The organism is Paraburkholderia sp. Ac-20347, assembly GCF_017104805.1.
GTDB lineage: Bacteria > Pseudomonadota > Gammaproteobacteria > Burkholderiales > Burkholderiaceae > Paraburkholderia > Paraburkholderia tropica.
Map to the genome: position 1 here is coordinate 1 of NZ_JAAGPN010000090.1, position 20537 is coordinate 20537.

18 protein-coding genes and 1 pseudogene are annotated in these 20537 nt (G+C 66.2%); 11 read left to right on the plus strand and 8 right to left on the minus strand.

The annotated features are described in order from the left end of the window. Positions 1-418: pseudogene (locus tag G3N97_RS18230) on the minus strand (AraC family transcriptional regulator); the annotation flags it as partial. A 269-nt stretch (positions 419-687) separates the two neighbouring features. Here G3N97_RS18230 and G3N97_RS18235 point away from each other — a divergent pair. From G3N97_RS18235 to G3N97_RS40180, 4 genes are all read left to right on the plus strand, one after another. Further along, entirely contained in the window at positions 688-1707 is a 1020-nt protein-coding gene (locus tag G3N97_RS18235) for a helix-turn-helix domain-containing protein (RefSeq protein WP_205994495.1), read from the plus strand. A 269-nt stretch (positions 1708-1976) separates the two neighbouring features. Further along, positions 1977-2270: a hypothetical protein gene (locus G3N97_RS18240; RefSeq protein ID WP_205994496.1), complete on the plus strand. Its 294-nt coding sequence runs from the start codon at positions 1977-1979 to the stop codon at positions 2268-2270. A gap of 187 nt (positions 2271-2457) precedes the next feature. After that, the gene (locus G3N97_RS18245; RefSeq protein WP_205994497.1) at positions 2458-2991 is read left to right on the plus strand and encodes a hypothetical protein; all 534 of its coding nucleotides are present in this window, start codon (positions 2458-2460) and stop codon (positions 2989-2991) included. Between the two features lie 153 nt (positions 2992-3144). After that, complete coding sequence (locus G3N97_RS40180) at positions 3145-4161, plus strand: helix-turn-helix domain-containing protein (protein WP_346778082.1); 1017 nt, start codon at positions 3145-3147, stop codon at positions 4159-4161. Positions 4162-4188: 27 nt separating this feature from the next. Here G3N97_RS40180 and G3N97_RS18255 read toward each other — a convergent pair whose 3' ends face one another. Beyond that, on the minus strand, positions 4189-4920 hold the full coding sequence (locus G3N97_RS18255; RefSeq protein ID WP_080180332.1) for a GntR family transcriptional regulator: 732 nt from the start codon (positions 4918-4920) through the stop codon (positions 4189-4191). Positions 4921-5212: 292 nt separating this feature from the next. On the opposite strand from G3N97_RS18255, the gene G3N97_RS18260 reads away from it, so the two are divergent. Genes G3N97_RS18260 through G3N97_RS18270 form a run of 3 tightly spaced genes read left to right on the plus strand, consistent with a single transcriptional unit; the run spans position 5213 to position 9100 of the window. Then, a complete protein-coding gene (locus G3N97_RS18260; protein WP_205994514.1) occupies positions 5213-6517 on the plus strand; it encodes an MFS transporter in 1305 nt (434 codons plus the stop codon). A gap of 51 nt (positions 6518-6568) precedes the next feature. Continuing rightward, positions 6569-8128, plus strand: a complete 1560-nt coding sequence (locus tag G3N97_RS18265; RefSeq protein WP_205994515.1) for an altronate dehydratase family protein — start codon at positions 6569-6571, stop codon at positions 8126-8128. Positions 8129-8170: 42 nt separating this feature from the next. Further along, the gene (locus tag G3N97_RS18270) at positions 8171-9100 is read left to right on the plus strand and encodes a dihydrodipicolinate synthase family protein (protein ID WP_205994499.1); all 930 of its coding nucleotides are present in this window, start codon (positions 8171-8173) and stop codon (positions 9098-9100) included. A gap of 91 nt (positions 9101-9191) precedes the next feature. Here the strand turns inward: G3N97_RS18270 and G3N97_RS18275 are convergent, their stop codons facing one another. The 6 genes from G3N97_RS18275 to G3N97_RS18300 form a co-directional block, all read right to left on the minus strand. Then, entirely contained in the window at positions 9192-10220 is a 1029-nt protein-coding gene (locus G3N97_RS18275; RefSeq protein ID WP_065057858.1) for an ABC transporter substrate-binding protein, read from the minus strand. Between the two features lie 54 nt (positions 10221-10274). Then, a complete protein-coding gene (locus G3N97_RS18280) occupies positions 10275-11177 on the minus strand; it encodes an SMP-30/gluconolactonase/LRE family protein (protein WP_205994500.1) in 903 nt (300 codons plus the stop codon). Positions 11178-11301: 124 nt separating this feature from the next. Beyond that, positions 11302-12312 carry an ABC transporter permease gene (locus tag G3N97_RS18285; protein ID WP_176081619.1) on the minus strand — a complete coding sequence of 337 codons (1011 nt, stop codon included), beginning with the start codon at positions 12310-12312 and terminating at the stop codon, positions 11302-11304. Then, a complete protein-coding gene (locus tag G3N97_RS18290) occupies positions 12309-13247 on the minus strand; it encodes an ABC transporter permease (protein WP_065057855.1) in 939 nt (312 codons plus the stop codon). The genes G3N97_RS18285 and G3N97_RS18290 overlap by 4 nt, the downstream gene beginning before the upstream one ends. Next, positions 13244-14770 carry a sugar ABC transporter ATP-binding protein gene (locus tag G3N97_RS18295; RefSeq protein WP_346778083.1) on the minus strand — a complete coding sequence of 509 codons (1527 nt, stop codon included), beginning with the start codon at positions 14768-14770 and terminating at the stop codon, positions 13244-13246. The genes G3N97_RS18290 and G3N97_RS18295 overlap by 4 nt, the downstream gene beginning before the upstream one ends. 444 nt (positions 14771-15214) lie before the next feature. Continuing rightward, positions 15215-16177 carry a D-glycerate dehydrogenase gene (locus G3N97_RS18300; protein WP_205994502.1) on the minus strand — a complete coding sequence of 321 codons (963 nt, stop codon included), beginning with the start codon at positions 16175-16177 and terminating at the stop codon, positions 15215-15217. A gap of 325 nt (positions 16178-16502) precedes the next feature. On the opposite strand from G3N97_RS18300, the gene G3N97_RS18305 reads away from it, so the two are divergent. The 4 genes from G3N97_RS18305 (at position 16503) to G3N97_RS18320 (ending at position 20492) form a co-directional block, all read left to right on the plus strand. Then, complete coding sequence (locus tag G3N97_RS18305) at positions 16503-17285, plus strand: SDR family oxidoreductase (RefSeq protein WP_205994503.1); 783 nt, start codon at positions 16503-16505, stop codon at positions 17283-17285. A 69-nt stretch (positions 17286-17354) separates the two neighbouring features. After that, positions 17355-18677 (plus strand): MFS transporter, encoded by a 1323-nt coding sequence (locus G3N97_RS18310; protein WP_205994504.1) that lies wholly within the window; start codon positions 17355-17357, stop codon positions 18675-18677. A gap of 27 nt (positions 18678-18704) precedes the next feature. Then, entirely contained in the window at positions 18705-19115 is a 411-nt protein-coding gene (locus G3N97_RS18315; RefSeq protein ID WP_205994505.1) for a VOC family protein, read from the plus strand. Between the two features lie 96 nt (positions 19116-19211). Continuing rightward, positions 19212-20492, plus strand: a complete 1281-nt coding sequence (locus G3N97_RS18320) for a citrate synthase (RefSeq protein WP_205994506.1) — start codon at positions 19212-19214, stop codon at positions 20490-20492. Positions 20493-20537 lie beyond the last annotated feature (45 nt).

The following is a 20537-nucleotide window of genomic DNA, read 5'->3' on the forward strand; positions in this document are numbered from 1 at the left end:
GTGCGCGCGCGGCGTCGAGCACCTCGCGCCCTTCGGCGAACGCTTCCACCATCTGGCAGTCGGGCAGCGTGGCCGCGAGCCAGCGCAGCAAGCGTGGCTGCGCCGCCGCGTGGCGCGCGCCTTCGCCATCGCCGATGAACAGCACGTCGAAGCGCGTCGCGTGGTGCGTCTCGCACGCGTGCGTCCACACATCGAGCGACGACGACGAACGAATCTGCCCGCCGTCGAGCGATAAAAAGCGCACGTCGTAAAACGACGCGCCATTCGAGCGTGCCGCGTGCGCTTCGTTGGCGAAGCGGAACAGATCGGAAATCACGCTCATCATCAAAAAGCTGAAGCCCTCGAACAGCACCACGCCGATGGTGCGGCCGGCGGCTTCCACCGCGGCATTCACGGCTCGATCGTCTTTCTGCGTCATTGAACTCTGCATGGATGAATTCGCCTCCCGTCGCGTCGCATCATAGTGTTGTCGCGTCGCGCGCCTGCGGGCGCTGTCGGTTTTCAACATCAGCTCGGCGGATTCGCCCATGTGCGCGAATCCGCCCAGGATGGGTCGCAATCGGCCACGCTCGCGCCCTTTCGATTCGCGCTGACTAAGATGCTCCCGCAATGATGTACCGGCAATCGGCCCTCGCGGCCGGACCAACACACAGAGACATCGCGACGATGGCGGGAGGATGGCTGAACATGGCGGATGCGGGGCTGCAACAACTTCCGCCCGATGCAACGCCCCGAGCGAATGCCGGGCGTCATCGCGCGAAAAAAATCGGCATCGTGGTTTGCGATGGTTTTGCGCTGCTGCCGGTCGGCGCCGTCGTCGAGATCCTGCATCTTGCGAACCGGGTGCGGGCGGGCGGCGCCGCGGCGGATTTGCCTTATGACGTGCGCCTGCTTTCCGCGCGCGGCGGCGTCGTGCACAGCGCGTCGTCCATCGGGCTGCAGACCGCGCGCGCGGAACTGCCCGCTCACGCCGAGGCCTTCCACGCCGTGTTCGTCGCGACCGGCGATCCCGCGCGCGAGGACGCCGCGCAGGAACCGGCGAGCGCGGCGCTGAACCGCTTCGTCGGACTGGCGCGCAAGGTCTTTGCCATCGCCGACGGCGAATTACACGATAAAGCGCACGACAGAACGCACGACAAAGCACACGAAGAAGCGGCGCGCCCCGCTTGGCTGCGCGCGCAGGTGGCGCGCACGATGGCGGAACACGACAGCAGCGAGCGGACAGGCGCGGCCACGAGTCCGGTCGAACTCGCGCTCGCGCTGGTCGAAGCCGACCTCGGCACAGCGATCGCGCAGGACATCGGCCGCCGCGCGAGCCAGCCGCTGCGCTGGCAGTTCTGCTCGCTCGCGGGCAAACGCTCGGTGGCGGCGCTCAGTCAGCAGATCCAGCGCGCGGCGCACTGGCTGGAGACGAACGCCACGCGCGACATCAGCACGGACGACGCGGCGAAATTCGCCTCGATGAGCAACCGCAATTTCCAGCGCCGCTTCAAGGCGGAAACCGGCGTGACGCCGTCCGACTATCTGCAGCAGACGCGCATCGAGCTGTGCTGCAAGATGCTCGCCGACACGCGCCTGCCCGTCGATAAAATCGCGCGCCGCTGCGGCCTGCGCGGCGGCGCGCAGCTATCCAAACTGCTGCGCCGCCGCCTGAACACCACGCCCACCGATTACCGCGCGCAAATGCAGGCGTCGCACAAGAACTGATCGCGACGCATGCGCCGCGCCCGAGTGCACCCAGGCGCGCGATTGTCGTGATCGGCCAAACCGGGTGCGATTTAGCCAATCGGGCGCGCGCGTCATATTGGATTGCTAAATTGATTGCCGATCGCAACGATGCGTGCGAAGCCGGTCAGTACCAGAAAACGCGAGGGCAATGTTTGCTGGCGCTCACAACGGCCCATCGGCATCGCGAGCTGCACGGCGCGCCGTCGCGCCCTCCTGGCGTTGAACCTCTACCGGAACGTGAACCTGCCATGCGCGCACCTGACGTCGATTCGCGATTGCCCGTCCAGGCTTCGAATGCGCTAGACAATATCGAACGTTGTTGCACGCGGCTGTTCGAGCGCTGGTGCGAAAGCCGCCGCGTCGTGCCGCTCGCGTATCTGATGCACGCGTGGCCGATGGCCGATCCCGGCGCGCATCGCGCCAAACGGCTCTCGGGCGCGCTGCGCGATCTGCTGCATTTTCACGCCGACACGCTCGATTCCGGCGACCGCCGTCTGATTCGCTATGCGCTCGCGGCGGCCGACATGGCGACCCTGATTTAAGGCGCGCGGCAGTCCAGGCAAGGCATCGGCCAATGGGTATCAGCCGGACAAAGCGTGTCCGGAACGAGCGCGATTCGCGGCGGCGGTTTCGTCATTTCATTTCGGAAATTGTGTGGCAATCCGGACACGCATTGTCCGATTTGCGCGTCAAACTGCGATCTCCAAGGCAATCGGGATTCTCCACATCATGATGAAGCACAGTCAAACCGGCGGACGAAACGTGAATCGTCGCGAGGCCGCGCTGCCCGATTCCGCGCGTCCGCTTTCGCATGCGCCGCTGCGCATCGCCATTCGCCTCTGGGGCTACGACGCGGCCGTCGCGCAGACGTGGCTCGACTCGCTGCCCACGCTCGACGGCCTGATCGGATGGAGCATCGCGCTCGCACCGGACAGCCCCGGCGCGCACATGGTCGTGCATATGATCAAGCCTTCGCAGATGCCCGGCGCCACGTTCTGCTGGAATTGCATGGGCGCGAATCGCGCGATTGCGCGCATGGATCCGGCCGACGGCGCGGCCATCGCGCTGTTCGCCGGTCATGCGAACGCCTTGCCGCCGGCGCGCGACGGCTTGTGGATGACGTCGGGCGCGCTGCCGCCGCGCGCCGCGCTGTTCCGGCTCGCGCATCTGATCGGCGCGGCGGCGATGCCCACGTCGTCGGGTGATTTTGCGTTGCGCTACCACGTGCTCGAAATGATCGGCAGCGCACTCGACGCGGCGTGAGCCAGGGGCGGTCGCCCCGCTCGATTGTGCCGTTGGCGCAGCGCTAAAACGCCTGCGCGGTCGATGCGCGCCCGGTCCGCGCGCGCCGTGTTTGACTCACTCGCTGCGTTCACTGCTTCACTCACTCGCTTCACTCTTTCGGGAAGTCAGATCGTGTATTGTCCTGCGCATCCGTTCGCCACACCGCACGCCATCCGGAAAAAGCCGATCGGCATCGTGCTGTTCAATGGCTTTGCGCTGTCCGAGTTGTCGCGACTCGTCGATGCGTTCCAGCCCGCCGACGCGGACACGACGCCCGCCGTTTCCGGCAACGCCGCGCCTTGCGACGTGGTGCTGTTCTCCGCAGCAGGTGGCCGGATTGCGAGCGCGAATTCGGTCTTCGTCTGGACCGAGCGTATCGAGACGATGCCGTCGCAAGGCGATTTCCACGCATTCTTCGTGCTGAGCGGCAGCGGACTGGCGGCCGCGCTCAAAGATACGCGTCTCGTCGCGTGGCTCCAGCGCGCGGAATCGAATGGCGAACGCGTGATCGCGACCGCGCCGACGCGGCAACACCTGCGCACGGCGGGCGTGTTCACGCATCATGCACATCATGCGGCTGACGCGCCGCACGATCTGGTCAGCGCGGCGCGCAGCATGATCGACGACGAGCGCAGCGACACGCACACGACGCACGCCAATGATTCGGATACCTATGCAAACAAACCGCTACCCGATCTCCCGGCTTACAACTCGCTCGCGAACGACCGGATCAACGCCTCGATCCGCTGGCTCGAAGCGCACGTCGACAAACCGATGAGCATTCGCGACGCCGCGCAGGCCGCCGCCATGAGCGAGCGGAATTATCTGCGCCGCTTCAAGGCCGCGACGGGCTACACGCCTTCGGAATACGTGCTGAATCTGCGCATCAAGGCGATCTGCCAGTTGCTGGTGGAAACCGATCTGCCCGTCGAGAAAATCGCGCGGCGCTGCGGCATCGGCAGCGGCGCGGGATTGTCCAAACTTTTCCGCCATCATTTTCAGCTGACGCCGACCGAATACCGCCGCCAGTTCGCCGCGGAACGCGAGCGGCGCATGCGCGACGCCGGCCAGCTCGAACGCACGCCGCTTCAGCACGTCCGCGTCATGACACCGGCGCTCGCGCGCAGCGAGCTTCAATTCGCCCTGTAATCACGCGCGTCCGGCGGCGCGCGGCGTTCAGCGGCCCTGGAACAGATCGACGTTTGCGTCGTAAGCCGCTTGCTGACGCACGAAGGCGTCGTCGAGGTGATCGCGCAGCGCGCGTTCCGCCGCGTCGGGATCGTGGCGCTCGAGCGCTTCGAGAATCGCCTGATGCTGCTGAAGCGTGACATCAGCGACCACGGGATCGCGCACGGTCACGTGACGCACGCGGTCGATCGGCGCGCGCGCGAATTCCACCAGTTGCTGCACGCGCGGCAGCCGCGCGGCCGCGCAGACGGTCGCATGAAACGCGTTGTCGCAACTGATCGCGGCCACCGCGTTATCGCGCGCAATCGCGCGCCGGTGCGCTTCCTGAATGTCGTGCAGCTGTTCAAGCTCGCGCGCCGTGATGATCTCGGCGGCGCGGCGGATGCTCGCCGTCTCCAGCACCTTGCGGATCAGCGCGCTCTCCGCGAACTGCTCGCGCTTCACGGGCGCGACGAAGGTGCCCGACTGCGCCGCGATGCGCACCAGTTCCTCGCGCGACAGTTGCAGCAGCGCCTCGCGCACGGGCGTGCGCGAAATGCCGAGCGCGTCGGCCAGCGCGCGCTCGAAGATCACGTCGTCGGGTTGCAGCGTCATCGTCACGATGGCGTCGCGCAGCAACTGGTAAAGCTGCGTGGATAGCGCATTCGCGCGGTCCAGCTGGAAATCGGCCTGAAGGAGCCGGGCGACGAACGCCTCCGGTTCGTTGCGGTTTTCTGTCATATCTCGGATGGGTTGCGCTGGGCGTTCCGCCATGCGGGCCGGAACCATCCCGTCAGTATATTAGTGTCCCAATTCTTTAGGCTCCGCCGGACGGGCGCTCCAGGGATTTCCCTCGGTCGCGCCCGCTTTCGTTGTGATCGCGGCCAGGTTCTTCTATCATCGAAGAACTAATATATTAATTCACTAGTGCACTGAGCGCGGCCAGGAATCCGCGTCGATCCCCACAGGAGACACCATGCAACTGGAAGACACCGCCACGGCGGGAGGAGACCGCAGCGCGCGCGCCGCGGCCATGGCAGACAGCCGGGCCGCCGCGCCCACCGCCGTTCGCTGGCGCATTTTCTGGATCTTGCTGTTGCTGTCGTCGATCAATTACATCGACCGCGCCTCGCTTTCCGTGGCGCTGCCGCTGATTTCGACCGAATTCAACCTCACGCCCGCGCTCGAAGGCGTGCTGCTGAGCGCGTTCTTCTGGACCTACGCGCTGATGCAGATCCCGAGCGGCCTGCTGGTCGACCGCTTCAAGGCGCGCAATCTCGTCGGCATGGCGACCGTCGCGTGGGGCGCGTGCCAGGCGGTCGCCGCCGGCTGCTTCCACTGGATTCCGCTGCTGCTCACGCGGCTCGGCCTCGGCGTCGCAGAATCGCCGATCATGCCCGCGGGCGCCAAGCTGGCCGGTTCGTGGCTAACGCCGTCCGAACGCGGCCGCGGCGCGGCGCTGCTCGACGGCGGCGCGCCGCTCGGCTCGGCCTTCGGCGCGATCATCATCACCGGGCTGATCGCGTGGCTCGGCTCGTGGCGCCTCGCCTTCGTGGTGGCGGGCGTGGGCACCGTGATCGTGGGCGTGATTGCGTGGTGGTACATCCGCAATCATCCGTCCGAGCATCCGGGCGTGAACGCCGCCGAACTCGCGCACGTCGAAGGCGCGCGCCGCCCGTCACAGCGTCGTACGGGCGCACACACGGGCGCGCACGCGCCGCGCGAGCGTCTGCCGCTGCGCGCCGTGCTCGCCGACCGTTCGGTGCTCTGCATGTTCGCGAGTTGGGCCTGCTACAACAGCGTGTTCTACGGCCTGATGACGTGGATGCCCAGCTATCTGCACAAGGCGCACGGCTTCGACCTCAAGCAGATGGGCGGCGCGACCTTCGTGATCTTCCTGTGCGGCTTCATCGGCGAACTGTTCGGCGGCTGGCTCGCCGACACGTGGCGCGCGAAGGGCGGCGAGCCGAACCGCGTGATGAAGTCGATGTTCGGCTTCGCGGGCCTCGCCTCGGCCGCCGCGATTCTCGCCGTGAGCTACGCCACCGGCCTCGTCAGCGTGGTCGTGCTGCTCTCCATCGCGCTGTTCTTCATCCGCTGGTGCGGGATGTTCTGGGGCGTGCCGGCCACGCTCGGCGGCCAGTCGCGCGCCGGCCTGCTCGCGGGCGCGATGAACTTCTCCGGCAACATCGTCGGCGTGGTGGTGCCGATCCTGATCGGCATCATCGTGCAGACCACCGGCACCTATTTTCTCGCGCTGATGTTCTTCGTCGCCGCCGCGTTCGGCCTCGCCGTCTGCGCGAGTCTCATCGACTATCGCGACCGCGGCCTCGACTGAGCACGCGGCGCACTCACTCACCTTGCGACCATGTCCACACTCACTTCCGCCATGCCGCCGACGCACGCTTCCCAACCCGCCGCCGCGCGCGTGATCCGCCTGCATCCCGCCGACGATGTCGTCGTCGCGCTCGAACAACTGATCGGCGGCATGCCGGTCGAAGCCGACGGCGTGCGCGTCAGCGGCCTGATTCCGCCGGGCCACAAGGTCGCCACGCGCGCGATCGCGGCGGGCGCGCCCGTGCATCGCTACGGTCAGATCATCGGCTTCGCGCGTCAGGCCATCGCGCCCGGCGAACATGTGCATACGCACAATCTCGACATGGGCGAGTTCGCGCGCGACTACGCGTTCAGCGAAGGCGCACGCGCCACGGCATTCGTCGCCGATAGCGAACGCGCGGGCTTCGACGGCATCGTTCGCGCCGACGGGCGCGTGGCCACGCGCAACTACATCGGCATTCTGACTTCCGTGAACTGCTCGGCGACGGTCGCGCGCGCCATCGCCGATCATTTCCGCCGCGACATTCATCCCGAAGCGCTCGCCGCCTTCCCGAACGTGGACGGCGTGGTGGCGCTCACGCACGGCGTGGGCTGCGCCGTCGACACCGAAGGCGAAGCGCTCAAACTGCTGCAACGCACGCTGGGCGGCTACGCGTGCCATCCGAATTTCGCGGGCGTGCTCGTGATCGGACTCGGTTGCGAGACCAACCAGATTCCGCGCCTGCTCGAAACGCAGGGCCTCAAGGAACACGCGGGCCTGCGCACCTTCACGATTCAGGACAGCGGCGGCACGGCGAAAACCATCGCCAGGGGCATCGAGATCGTCAAGGAAATGCTGGGCGCGGCGAATCACGTGCAGCGTCAGCGCGTGAGCGCGAGCCATCTGACCGTCGGCCTGCAATGCGGCGGCTCGGACGGCTATTCGGGCATCACCGCGAACCCGGTGCTCGGCGCGGCCGTCGACCGGCTGGTGCGCCACGGCGGCACCGCGATCCTCTCCGAAACGCCCGAGATTTACGGCGCGGAACATCTGCTCACGCGCCGCGCGATCACGCGCGAAGTCGGCGACAAACTGGTCGCGCGCATCCGCTGGTGGGAAGACTATTGCGCGCGCCACAACGCGTCGATGAACAACAATCCCTCGGCGGGCAACAAGGCGGGCGGGCTCACGACCGTGCTCGAAAAATCGCTCGGCGGCATCGCCAAAGCGGGCAGCACGAATCTCGTCGACGTCTACGAATACGCGCAGCCGGTGCTCGCGAAAGGCCTCGTCTTCATGGACACGCCCGGCTACGACCCGATCTCGGCGACGGGCCAGGTCGCGGGCGGCGCGAACCTGATCTGCTTCACCACGGGACGCGGATCGGCCTATGGCTGCGCGCCCTCGCCTTCGCTGAAGCTCGCCACGAATAGCGCGCTCTGGAAGCGTCAATCCGACGACATCGACCTGAATTGCGGCGGCGTAGTGGACGGCAACGACGACATCGACGCACTCGGCGAAACGCTCTTTCGCATGATGCTCGACGCCGCCTCGGGCAAGCGCACGCGCAGCGAACTGCATGGCTACGGTCAGAACGAATTCGTGCCCTGGCAGATTGGCGCGATCACCTGAAACGCCCGCACTCCTTTCCATGCCTGACTGCCTCAATCACCGATGACCATGACATCCCCTACTCCTTATCGCGGCGTTTTCCCGGTCATGCCGACCATCTTCACGGAGAACGGCGATCTCGACCTCGACGGCCAGCGCCGCTGCACCGACTTCATGATCGACGCGGGCTCGAACGGCCTGTGCATCCTCGCGAACTTCTCCGAGCAGTTTTCGCTGACCGACGCCGAACGCGAAACCGTCATGCGCTGCGTGCTCGAACACGTCGCGGGCCGCGTGCCCGTGATCGTCACGACCTCGCATTTCAGCGCGCGCGTGTGCGCCGAACGCAGCCGCGCCGCGCAGGATGCGGGCGCCGCGATGGTCATGGTCATGCCGCCGTATCACGGCGCGACGCTGCGCGCGAGCGAGGCCACGATTTACGGCTTCTTCCGCGCGGTGTCCGAGGCCGTCACGATTCCGGTGATGATCCAGGACGCGCCGATGAGCGGCACCACGCTCTCCGTGCCGTTTCTCGCACGCCTCGCGCACGAACTGGAGCACGTGAGCTACTTCAAGATCGAAGTGCCGCAGGCGGCGTCGAAACTGCGTGAGTTGATCCGCGTGGGCGGCGACGCGATCGTCGGTCCGTGGGACGGCGAAGAAGCGATCACGCTGATCGCCGATCTCGAAGCGGGCGCGACCGGCGCAATGACGGGCGGTGGCTATCCGGACGGCATCCGCCAGATCGTGGACGCGTGGGCCGCCGGTCAGATCGAGGCCGCCGAAGACGCGTATCAGCGCTGGCTGCCGCTCATCAATCACGAGAATCGCCAGGGCGGCATCGCGACCGCGAAGGTGCTGATGAAGGCCGGCGGCGTAATCGCCTCGGACGCCGTGCGTGCGCCGCTGCCGGGCGTCGCCGAAGCCACGCGCGCGAGTCTGCTTCGCGTGGCGAAGCGGCTCGATCCGCTGGTGCTGCGTTGGGGCAAGTAAGTCTGCAACAAGTCCTCGATAAGCCCGCATCGACACAATAAAAAAGGCGCCGCGTATGTCAACGCGGCGCCTTTTTCACATCGGCTCAAGCTTACTTCTTGTCGACCACCGCCACGGCTTCGTCCACCGTATACAGCTTGTCGCTCACGCCGCCCGGCTTGAGCTTGGCAAGCTCCGCATCGAGCGTCTCGCGCGTCACGCTCACGAGCGGCACCTGAATGTCCTTCGGCATCTTCTTGCCCGCGAGCGCCTGCTGCGCGACCCAGAACGCCGCCGTCACCGCGCCCGGCGGATTCGATACCGACGTCGTTTCATAACCCGCGCCCGCCTGGTTCTTCCACCAGTTGAGTTCGTCGTAACGATTGCCGAGCACGATGATCGGCGTCGGGCGGCCCGCGGCCTTGAATGCCTGCGCGGTGCCGAAGCCGTCGTCGCCCTGGGTCGTCACACCGTCGATCTTCGGCAGCGTCGGCAGCACGCCCGCCACGGCCTTTTGCGCGACCGTCTGCGTCCAGTTGCCGTTGACGCTCGCGACGATCTTCATGCCCGGATACTTCTTCAGCTCGTCGACGATGCCCTGGTGAATCGCTTCGTCCACCGACACGCCCGCGAGGCCGCGCACTTCGAGCAGCGTGCCCTTGCCGTTCAGACGCTTCGCGAGATAGTCGACCTGATTCGCGCCCCACGCATGGAAGTCGAACGACACGCGATACGCGCACGGCTCGGTCACGATGCCGTCGTACGACACCACGACGATGCCCGCCGCGCAGGCCTGCTTGATGACGCCGTTGAGCGCCGTGGGCGAAGCCGCATCCACGACGATCGCGCTATAGCCTTGCAGGATCAGGTTCTGGATCTGCTGCGCCTGCTCCGTCACCTGGTTTTCGGCCGTCGTGAACGTGGGCGCCGCCGCGACGCGCTTTTGCGCGACCGCTTCGTTCGTCACCGTCTGCCAGTCCTTGATCATGGTCTGCCGCCACGCGTTGCCCGCGTAGTTGTTCGACAGCGCGATCTTCTTCGTCGCGGTGCTGGTCTGCGAGACCTGCGCGTGCGCGCCCGTCGTCGCGAACGCGAGGCTCATCAGCGCGACCGCGCTGGCAATGTGGCTCAATTTACGCATCGAATTCCATCTCCTCTTAAGGGTTCTTGTCTTGCGGGATGCAGCGATGTCGATTCAGCGCGCGCCGCGCACGCCAACCGGCAGCGAATAGACCGAGGTCGTCGCCGTGATGAACAGACAGTTGCGATTGAGGCCGCCGAACGTGAGATTCGCGACCGCTTCGGGAATCAGGATCTTGCCGAGCAGCGTGCCGTCCGGCGCATAGCAGTGCACGCCATCGGCGGCGCTGGTCCAGACGTTGCCGTGTTCGTCGACGCGCAGGCCGTCCGGAATGCCCTGCTCCATCGTCACGAAAATGCGGCTGTTCATGAGCCGTCCGTCGCGCACGTCGAACGCGCGAATATGGCGCGGACCGTTCTCGACATGCGACGCGCCCGAGTCGGCGATATAGAGCGTCGATTCGTCGGGCGAGAACGCGAGACCGTTCGGCTTGACGAAGTCGTCGGCGACGCGGCGCGGTTCGAGCGCGCCGCGCACGAACGCATAGACGTGGCAGCCGCCGATCTCGCTCTCGGCGCGAAAGCCTTCGTAGTCGCTGAGAATGCCGTAGTCGGGATCGGTGAACCAGATCGTGCCTTGCGAATCGACCACGAGATCGTTCGGCGAATTCAGGCGCTTGCCGTCGTAGTGCGAGACCAGCACGGTCACGCTGCCGTCGTGCTCGGTGCGCGAAATACAGCGCCGTCCGTGTTCGCAACTCACGAGCCGCCCTTCACCGTCACGCGTGTTGCCGTTGCTGAAATTCGCGTTCGCGCGGAATACGCCCACGCCCATGCCGGGCGCCCAGCGCATCATGCGGTTGTTCGGAATGTCGCTCCAGACGAGCATGTCGCTCGCGGGAAAATACACCGGCCCTTCGGTCCACAGGCAGTCGCCTGCGATCTTCTGCAACAGCGCGTTAGGCTGGATCAGCCGCCGAAAACGCGGATCGTGGACTTCGTGGTCGTGCGCGTTCATGGTGTCTCCTTGTTATTCGATGAAGATGGCGGGCGCAAGCGCAGAGGCGCAGGCGCATCCTTGCGCCGCGCACATCCGTTTTATTCAGGCATCCTGATGAGTAATCAGGAGTCGTCAGGCGTAGTCAGCGCAGCTTCTGCCCGCCCGCAACCGCCGTGACCGCGATAATGAGCACGCCGTAGACGAGCGAGCGCACGCCCGCATCCGCGCCGACCGCGTTGAGGATCGACGTCATCATGAAGAGGAACATCGACGCGCCCCAGACGCCGAGAATCGACGCCTTGCCGCCCGTCACGAGCGTGCCGCCGATCACCACCACGGCAATCGAGATCAGCATGTATTCGACGCCCATGTCGAGCGCCGCGCCGCCCGCCACCGCCGCGAGGCACACGGCCGCGAGCGAGGCGATGATGGCCGAGAGCACATAGGCCGTGCAGCGCGTGCGATGCACGTTCACGCCCGCGAGCCACGCGGCGCGCGCGTTCTGGCCGACCGCCGAGAGCCGCCGTCCGTACACGCTGCGATGCATGAGCAGCGCGATCAGCAGCGAGAGCACCACGGCGGCCAGCGCGAGATACGGAATGTGCAGCAGACGGCCGGTCGCGAAGCTGCCGAGCGCGGCGGGCGGCGCGGGCAGATTGCCGCCCTGCGTGATCGCCACCGACTGGATGATGAAGCTCGACGACAGCGTGGCGATGATCGGCGGAATGCGCAGCAGGCGGATCAACGCGTAATTGGCGAGCCCGACTGCGAGCCCCACGCCGATCACCGCGACGATGCCGAGCGCGATGCGCGCGTCGCTGCCGTTCATCACGTGCATGCCGATCACGCCCGCGAGCGCGATCGTCGACGGCACCGAGAGGTCGATGTTGCCGGTCCCCGAGGTGATGACGAGCATCTGGCCGAGCCCGACGAGCACCATGAAGATGCCGTAGACCAGCGCGGTTTCGAGCACGTTGGCGGCCACCGGCAAGCCGAAGAAACCGACCGTCGCGGCCCAGACCAGCACCGCGCCCGCGAACGAGAGCGCCCACGGCGCGTCGAGCGCCTTGAGGCGCGCGACGAGGCCGGCTTGCGTCGATTCGGCGGAATCGGCGGACGTGGCGGCGACGCCGCCGGAACGAGGCGTCGTCATTGGCGCTCTCCGTTGCGTTGAAGCAGGACGCGCAGCGACAGCACGACGATCAGGATAGCGCCCTGCATGCCGACCTGCCAGTCCGACGAAATGTTGAGAAACGCGAGAAACGAAGCCGCGAGCGTGAGCGTGATCGCGCCGAGCACCGCGCCGACCACCGACACGCGTCCGCCCACGAATTCGCCGCCGCCGAGAATCACGGCCGCGATCGAAAGCAGCGTGTAGCGCAGCGCGATGTTCGCATCGGCGGAGGTCGTGAGGCCGAGCAGCGCGAGACCCGAGAGCACGCCGAACACGCCGGCCACGCCGTACATCAGCGCGCGGCGACCGACGAGCGACCAGCCGAAGCGGCTCACCGCGCGCGGATTGCCGCCCACCGCGCGGCTGCGCACGCCCGCCGAACTGCGCATCAGCAGGAAATGCGCGACCACGGCGATCACCGCCGACCAGACGATGGGCGCGGCCACGAGCGGCGTCTGAAAGCTCATCGCCGAGCCGAGCCAGCCGGGGCTGTTGCCGCCCGGCGAAGGCAGCAGCACGATCGCGAGGCCACTCCACACGAACGAAAGCCCGAGCGTGACGACAATCGACGGAATGCGGCGAATCTCGATCAGCGCGCCGATGGCAGCGTAACCGGCGACGCAACCCGCGAGCGCAAGCATGCCGAGCAGCGGATGCTGATCGAGGATCGTCGCGCCGATACACGCGACGAGACTCACGAACGGCCCGATCGACAGATCGAGATCGTTCACGGTGATGATCGCGAGTTGCGCGAGCGTCGCGAGCACGAGCGGCACCGCGAGATTGAGCAGCAGATTCGAGCCGAAATAGCTGAGCGTGGCCGGTTGCAGAAAGAGGATCGGCACCAGCACCGCGCACAGCGAAACGGCGGGCAGCATCGTGCGCAAACGCGCCTGGGTCAGAACGGTACTCATGCAGCCAACTCCTCGAAGCTCGCCGCCAGCAGCGCTTCTTCCGTGCATTCGCCTGCGTGCAGCACGCGCGTCACGCGTCGCGAGCGGAACACGAACGTGCGGTCGCAATAGGCGAGTTCGTCGTTTTCGGTCGTGTACCAGACGAAGGTGCGGCCCTTCGCGGCTTCGGCGCGCACGAGCGCGTAGATTTCGCGCTTGGTGCCGATATCGACGCCGCGCGTGGGATCGTCCATGAGGATCAGCGTGGCGTTCGAGGCGAGCGCGCGCGCGAACAGCACCTTCTGCTGATTGCCGCCCGAGAGCGAGAGAATGTTCGATTGCATCGACGCGCCGCGAATGCCGATCTTCGCGCGCCACGTGTCCACCAGCGCGCGTGCGGCCTTGAAGTCGATCAGCCAGCCGAGGCCTTTCGAATGACCGCTGCCTGCGCCGTCGACGGCGTCATGCGCCGTCATGCCGCCGCGCCCGAGCCAGCGCACGTCGAGATTCTGCGCAATCGACCAGACCGGAAACACGCCGTCGCGCGCACGGTCGCCCGCGACGAAGGCCACGCTGTCGCGCGAGGCGCGCTGCGCGATGTCGTAGATGGCCAGCAGCGTTTCAGTCTGCCCTTGCCCCGCGAGTCCGCCGAAGCCGATCACTTCGCCGCGCGACGCGTCGATTTCGGCGCGCCGATGCGGTCCGATCACCCAGCGATAATCGCGCGTGGCTTGCTCGCGCGCCGTGTGCGCGGCGGCATCGTCGCGCGGCGCGTTCGCCACGTCGACGTGCTGTCCCATCGCCTGGATGATGGCGTCGCGCGTGAGATTCTCGCGCGGCAGAATGCGCACGAGCTTGCCGTCGCGCATCACCATCACGCGATCCGCCACGCGCTCGATTTCGCCGAGCATGTGCGTGACGAGCAGACAGGTCACGCCGCGCGCGTTGGCCTTGCGCACGTAGTCGAGCAGTTGCTCGGCCGTGTGCGCGTCGAGGCTCGACGTGGGTTCGTCGAGAATCACGAGGCGCACGGGCGTGTCGGTTTCCGTGAACGCGCGCGCGATCTCCACCATTTGCCGTTGCGTGAGCGTGAGGTCCGAGACCAGTTCCGCGCCGCTCAGGCCGCAGCCGGGAAAGATCTCGGCGAGCTTGTCGCGCATGAGCGTGCTCGCGCGTTTGCGCCAGCCGCGTCCACGCAGTCGCGGATGCACGACGCACATGTTTTCCGCGATGCTCAGGTTCGGGCAGAGCGACAGTTCCTGGAACACGCAGCGCACGCCTGCGAGACGCGCGGCGTCGGCGTCGTAGTGCGGCGCGGGCGTGCCGTGCGTCTCGATGCGGCCGTCGGTCGGCGTATAGACGCCCGCGAGCACCGCCATCAAGGTGGATTTGCCCGCGCCGTTATGCCCGGCGATGCCGACGCATTCGCCCGCGAGAAAATCGAAATCGATATCGGACAAGGCCCTCACATTGCCGAAGGACTTGCCGATGCCGGAAAAACGTATGAGGGGGGACGCGCTTTGTTTCGACTCGATGTTATCGATCACATCCGTGCTCCGAAAATCCCTTCGCGGCGGGCGTCTGGCCGGGCGCGACTGATTCGGTCGATCCCGGTGACGCAGGTCTCCATGCTTGTTCTCCATCTGGGCGACGGAGGCTTTCTAATATACTAATGTTGCGGAAAACACCTGACCCATAGGGATTTGCCCCTGGACGAAGCACCGGCAGCGCGGCGCACGGGCAGACAAACACGGGAAAAAGCGATGCGCGGCGGCTGAAACAGGCCGCCGTCCGAGTCTAAGGACCGGAGCGATATCGATCTAATGAAAATCCGGACGCTTTCGATATCGGTTTCGATATCGCTTTCGCGATCTGTTCAGATAGCGCCCGCCGCGTGAGGGACGCGGCTCGATCCGACATAGTGGGATCACGCGGCAGTCTTGCCGCCTCGCCGCCGCCTTGCACGGCGGCGAGTGTCCAGCCGTGTTTTAAACCGGATTCAGTGCGCTCGCGCCGTCGAGCACGGCCGCGACGTTATCGAGCGCGGTAAAGCCCATCTGGTCGCGCGTTTCCACCGTCGCGCTCGCCATGTGCGGCGTGAGGAACACATTGTCGAGCGTGGCGAAGCGCGGATCGACATTCGGCTCGCCGCGATAGACATCGAGGCCCGCGCCGCGCAGTTGTCCCGACGTCAGCGCCGCATAGAGCGCGTCTTCATCGACGAGACCGCCGCGCGCCGCATTCACGAAGATCGCCCCTTGCGGCAGGCGTCCGAATTCGCGCGCCGTCATCAGCGGCGCGCCGCCGCCTGGCACGTGCAGCGTCAGCACCTGGCTGTGCGGCAGCATGGCGTCGAGACTTTCGTAATACGTCGCGCCGTTTTCGAGCGCGGGCGCCGCGCGCTGGATATCCGTGTATATCACGCGCATGCCGAAACCTTGCGCGCGCCGCGCGACCGCGCGTCCGATCCGCCCGAAGCCGACGATGCCGAGCGTCTTGCCGTTCACGCGCGTGCCGAGCATGTCGGTCATGCCGAACGATTTGCCCCAGCCCGCGCGCATGATGCGCTCGTATTCCGACGCGCGGCGGCAGGCCGCCAGCACGAGCAACATCGTGAAATCGGCGGTGCATTCGGTCAGCGCATCGGGCGCGTTGGTCACGACGATGCCGCGTGCGCGCGCCGCCGCCACGTCCATGTGATCGACGCCCGCGCTCGCGTTCGCGACGATCTTCAGCGTCGGCGGCAAGGCGGCGATGTGTTCGGCCTGCAAGCCCGACTTCTTGCCGATCAGCACGGCGGGCAGCGCGTGCTTCGTGCAGAACTCGACGACGGACCACGCGTCCATGTCGGCGTCGGTCACGTAGGCGTGAAATTCGGTTTCCGCGCGTTTCGCCACGGCCGCGGGGACCTTGCGTGCGATGAGCAGTCGGGTGCGTTGAGTGTCCGGCATCGTGCTTTCCTTTGGGTCGAATGACGACGAGAGACTACGAAGCCGCACACCGGCGCGTCAATCTTGATTCGATCAATCAACTTATGCGGCGCGCACGCTGTTGTGCTTCGTGTCGTGCTTTGCGTCGTGCTTTGCGCCCTATTTCATGGGGCTTTTCGCGGCTTCATCGCGCGCAAGAATTGCGCACGCCGCATCGGGACATTCCCTGATGGGCGCCCCGGCCAACAGGCTCTCTGATGTTGATTGAGCGAATCAAGATTGCTGCCCGTGTCAGGCGAATGCAATCCTTTTTCCGTGTTCAACCGAATCGACCAGAGGACGGGAAATGTCTGCTTCGCATCCAGCATCGCCATCCGCTTCAAAGCGCATCGCCGCCGTCACCGGCGCGGGCTCCGGCATCGGCCGCGCCAGCGCCATCGCGCTCGCCCAAGCCGGTTTCAGCGTCGCGCTGATTGGCCGCCGCATCGAACCCTTGCTGGAAACGCGCGAAGCCATCGGCCTCGCAGGCGGCGAGGCGGAACCCTTCTGCGCCGACGTCACGCAAGCCGACTCCGTCGATCGTGCCTTCGCGCAGATCGCGCACCGCTTCGGCCGTCTCGACGTGCTCTTCAACAATGCGGGCCGCAACGCGGGCGCGGTGCCGCTCGAAGACTACGAACTCGATCTCTGGAACGACGTGGTCGCCACCAATCTCACGGGCGTATTTCTGTGCGCACGCGCCGCATATCGGCAGATGAAAGCGCAAACGCCGCAAGGCGGACGCATCATCAATAACGGTTCGATCTCCGCGCATTCGCCGCGTCCGCACACGATCGCGTATTCGGCGACCAAGCATGCCGTGACCGGCATCACGCGTTCGATCGCGCTCGACGGCCGCGCGTACAACATCGCGTGCGGGCAGATCGATATCGGCAACGCGGCGACGCCGCTCACGGAGCGCATGAATCAAGGCGTCATGCAGGCCGATGGACGCATGGCGCCGGAAGCGCGCATGAACGTCGAGCACGTGGCGAACGCTGTCGTGCATATGGCGATGCTGCCGCCCGAAGCCAACATTCTCGACATGACGATCATGGCCACCACGATGCCTTTCGTCGGCCGCGGCTAGCGCCAATCGTTGCAGGCCGGTCCGTTCATACGGACCTCATAACAAAAGCCGCCTGGCATGGAGACATCGATGAAATACGCAGAGGAACAACCGTTACCCGCCGGCACGCCCGCCTGGGCGCAGAGCACGAAGCGCACAAAAGTGCGCTATGCCGTGCTCTCGATGCTGCTGATCGCGACCATTCTGAATTACGTCGACCGCTCGGCGCTCGGCATCGTCGCGCCTTCGCTCTCGAAGGATCTCGGCCTGAACAAGATGCAGATGGGCGAACTGTTCGCGGCATTCGGCCTCGCCTATTCGATCGCGCTCGTGCCGGGCGGCGTGCTCACCGACGTGCTCGGCTCGCGTCTCGCCTATGCGCTCTCGCTGGTGGGCTGGTCGTTCGCGACGCTCACGCAGGGCTTCGCGAACGGCTATCACATGCTGCTCGGTTCGCGCCTCGCGATGGGCGCGCTCGAAACGCCCGCGTTTCCGTCGAACACGCGCGCCGTCACGCTCTGGTTCCCGGTGCAGGAACGCGGTTTCGCCACCAGCGTCTACGTGATGGGGCAATACATCGGCACGCCGCTGTTCACGGGGCTGCTGTTGTGGATTTCGTCGATGTACGGCTGGCGCACGGTCTTCTTCGTGACGGGCGGATTCGGCATTCTGTTCAGCGCGCTCTGGTATCGCACCTATCGCGATCCGGCCCGGCATCGCGCCGTCAATGCCGCCGAACTGCAGCACATCAACGGCGGCGTCACGCCCGCCTCGCGCAAGCCGCGCGACAAGTTCAACTGGCGCATGGCGCTCAAGCTGCTCGGCTATCGCCAGATTCTCGCCATCTGTCTCGGCAAGTTCTGCAACAACACGCTGCTCGTTTTCTTCACGACGTGGTTCATGACTTATCTGGTCGAAGCGCGCCACATGTCGATGATCAAGGTAGGCATTTTCCAGGCGCTGCCGTTTCTGGGCGCGACGGTCGGCATTCTCAGCGCGGGATTCATTTCGGACTTCTGCATCCGCCGCGGCGTGTCGGTGTCCGCCGCGCGCAAGGCGCCGCTGATCGTCGGCACCTTGCTGGGCGCGTCGATCGTGCTGGTGAATTTCGTCGAATCGAATGAACTCGTGATCGCCGTGCTGACCATCGCGTTCTTCGCGCAGGGCGTGGGCTCCATGTCGTGGGCCGCCGTGGCCGAAATCGCGCCGCGCCAGTATGTGGGCCTGACAAGCAGCATCACCAGTCTCGCCGCCAATATCGCGGGCGTCACCACGCCGCTCATGATCGGCTATATCACGCAGCACACGGGGCACTTTTACTGGGCGCTGAATCTGATGGGCGCGATCTGCCTCGTCGGCACGCTTTCGTATTCCGTGCTGCTCGGCAAGCTGTCCCGCATCGAACTCGAATAAATGCATTCACGCCGACTGGAGCCACGCATGTCGAACCTGTCATCGCCCATCGAATGCCGATGGGATCATCTGCAACTCTGTTCCGCCGACGCCGAAGCCACGGCCGCGTGGTTCGCGCGCTGCCTGAACGCCGAAATCGTGCGGCGGCCCGGCCGCGTGGATTTGCGTATCGGCGGCATCGATCTGTTCATTACGCCGCTCGCGCCTGCGCAGATTCAATCGAGCGAGCCGCGCACGCGCCGCGAAGGCATCGATCATTTCGGCGTGACCGTGGACGATATCGACGCGGCCTTCGCCCATCTCACGCGCTGCGAGGCGCAGATCGTCGAGCCGGTGCGCCAGATCCGGCCCGGCGTGCGCGCCTGTTTCGTGCGCGCGCCGGGCGAGGTGCTCGTCGAAGTGCTGGAGCGCCGCCCCGCCGAGATGACTTTTCGCTAGAAAGCCTGCATGATGGGACGATGCCGGCGTCGCATGTTGCGCTGTTTTTTGCTTCGCCTTCCGCATCGTTTTCTCTACGTCGTTCCCTGTTTTCCCATGCGAAACTGGATCACTCTGGCCGAAGCCGCCCGCCAGCTCGGCGTGCAGGCCCAAACCGTCTACGCCTACGCGAGCCGCGGCAATATCGCCGTGATGCCCGATCCGCACGATCCGCGCAAAAGCCTCTATCGCGCCGACGACGTCGCGCGCCTGTGCCGCAAGAAGCAGGTCGGCCGCAAGCGCGAGGCGCTCGCCGCGGGCACGATCTTCGGCGCGGAGCCGTGCATCTATAGCGGCATCACCACGTTCGCGAAAGGGCATCCGTACTATCGCGGTCGCGACACCATCGCGCTCGCGCAGCACGCCACGCTCGAAGAAGTCGCCACGCTGCTCTGGCACGCGCGCGCGCCCGTTTCGTTTCCCTTCGACGACGACGGCCCCGCGCTGCAAGGCGAGACGCGCGGTCGCCAATGCGCGTTCACGTCGCTCGCCGCGCTCGCGGCCAACGGCCATTCCACGCTCGGGCGCACGGACGCGGCCCTGCATGCCGAAGCCGCGCAACTGGTCGCGACCGTCGCGCGGGCTTTCGGTGCATGCGGTGGCGCACACGACGATGCCGTTACACCGATCCACGCACGGCTCGCGCAAGGCTGGGGACAGGACGCGCAAGGCGCCGAGCTGATCCGCAAGGCGATGGTGCTGGTCGCCGACCACGAGATCACGAGTTCGGCCTTCGCCGCGCGCATCACGGCGTCCACGGGCGCTTCGCTGCCCGGCTGCCTGCTCACGGGTCTCGCGACCTTTTCGGGGCCGCTGCACGGCGACGCGTCCGGGCGCGTGCGCGCCGTTTTCGACGACGTGAACCGGCTCGGCGCGGATCAGGTCGTCACGCATCATCTGCGCTCGGCGATTCCACTGCCGGGCTTCGGCCATCACCTCTATCCGGATGGCGACCCGCGCGCCGAAGCGCTGCTCGACGCGCTCGATCCGCCGCCGGAACTCGCGGCGTTCATCGCCAAGGTGGTGAAGCTCACCGGCCTCAAGCCGACCATCGACGTGGCGCTCGCGACGCTCGCCGCGCAACTGGACCTGCCGCGCGACACCGCGTTCGCGCTGTTCGCCACGGCGCGCTGCGTGGGGCTGCTCGCGCATTGCATCGAGCAACTGCGCGTGGGCAAGGTGATCCGTCCGCGCGGACGCTATACCGGGCCGCCGCTCGAAGAAGCGGGTGTGGCCGATCCTGCCGCGAAAACGCTTGCGCCGCGCGCAGGCAAGGGCGCCACGCCCGACGAAACAACGCTGCAGAAGAACCGGCTGTTCAAGGTCGCCGGCAGCTGAGCTGCCGCCGGCTCACTAGCGCAAATTGCGTTGCAAGGTATCGCG

Excerpts from the sequence above, each read along its gene's own strand:
- G3N97_RS18235 (WP_205994495.1), top strand. The coding sequence starts at position 688 with ATGGCGGATGCGGGGCTGCAACAACTTCCGCCCGATGCAACGCCCCGA.
- G3N97_RS18240 (WP_205994496.1), top strand. The coding sequence starts at position 1,977 with ATGCGCGCACCTGACGTCGATTCGCGATTGCCCGTCCAGGCTTCGAAT.
- G3N97_RS18245 (WP_205994497.1), top strand. The coding sequence starts at position 2,458 with ATGATGAAGCACAGTCAAACCGGCGGACGAAACGTGAATCGTCGCGAG.
- G3N97_RS18255 (WP_080180332.1), bottom strand. The coding sequence starts at position 4,920 with ATGACAGAAAACCGCAACGAACCGGAGGCGTTCGTCGCCCGGCTCCTT.
- G3N97_RS18260 (WP_205994514.1), top strand. The coding sequence starts at position 5,213 with ATGGCAGACAGCCGGGCCGCCGCGCCCACCGCCGTTCGCTGGCGCATT.
- G3N97_RS18265 (WP_205994515.1), top strand. The coding sequence starts at position 6,569 with ATGCCGCCGACGCACGCTTCCCAACCCGCCGCCGCGCGCGTGATCCGC.
- G3N97_RS18270 (WP_205994499.1), top strand. The coding sequence starts at position 8,171 with ATGACCATGACATCCCCTACTCCTTATCGCGGCGTTTTCCCGGTCATG.
- G3N97_RS18275 (WP_065057858.1), bottom strand. The coding sequence starts at position 10,220 with ATGCGTAAATTGAGCCACATTGCCAGCGCGGTCGCGCTGATGAGCCTC.
- G3N97_RS18280 (WP_205994500.1), bottom strand. The coding sequence starts at position 11,177 with ATGAACGCGCACGACCACGAAGTCCACGATCCGCGTTTTCGGCGGCTG.
- G3N97_RS18285 (WP_176081619.1), bottom strand. The coding sequence starts at position 12,312 with ATGACGACGCCTCGTTCCGGCGGCGTCGCCGCCACGTCCGCCGATTCC.
- G3N97_RS18290 (WP_065057855.1), bottom strand. The coding sequence starts at position 13,247 with ATGAGTACCGTTCTGACCCAGGCGCGTTTGCGCACGATGCTGCCCGCC.
- G3N97_RS18300 (WP_205994502.1), bottom strand. The coding sequence starts at position 16,177 with ATGCCGGACACTCAACGCACCCGACTGCTCATCGCACGCAAGGTCCCC.
- G3N97_RS18305 (WP_205994503.1), top strand. The coding sequence starts at position 16,503 with ATGTCTGCTTCGCATCCAGCATCGCCATCCGCTTCAAAGCGCATCGCC.
- G3N97_RS18310 (WP_205994504.1), top strand. The coding sequence starts at position 17,355 with ATGAAATACGCAGAGGAACAACCGTTACCCGCCGGCACGCCCGCCTGG.
- G3N97_RS18315 (WP_205994505.1), top strand. The coding sequence starts at position 18,705 with ATGTCGAACCTGTCATCGCCCATCGAATGCCGATGGGATCATCTGCAA.
- G3N97_RS18320 (WP_205994506.1), top strand. The coding sequence starts at position 19,212 with ATGCGAAACTGGATCACTCTGGCCGAAGCCGCCCGCCAGCTCGGCGTG.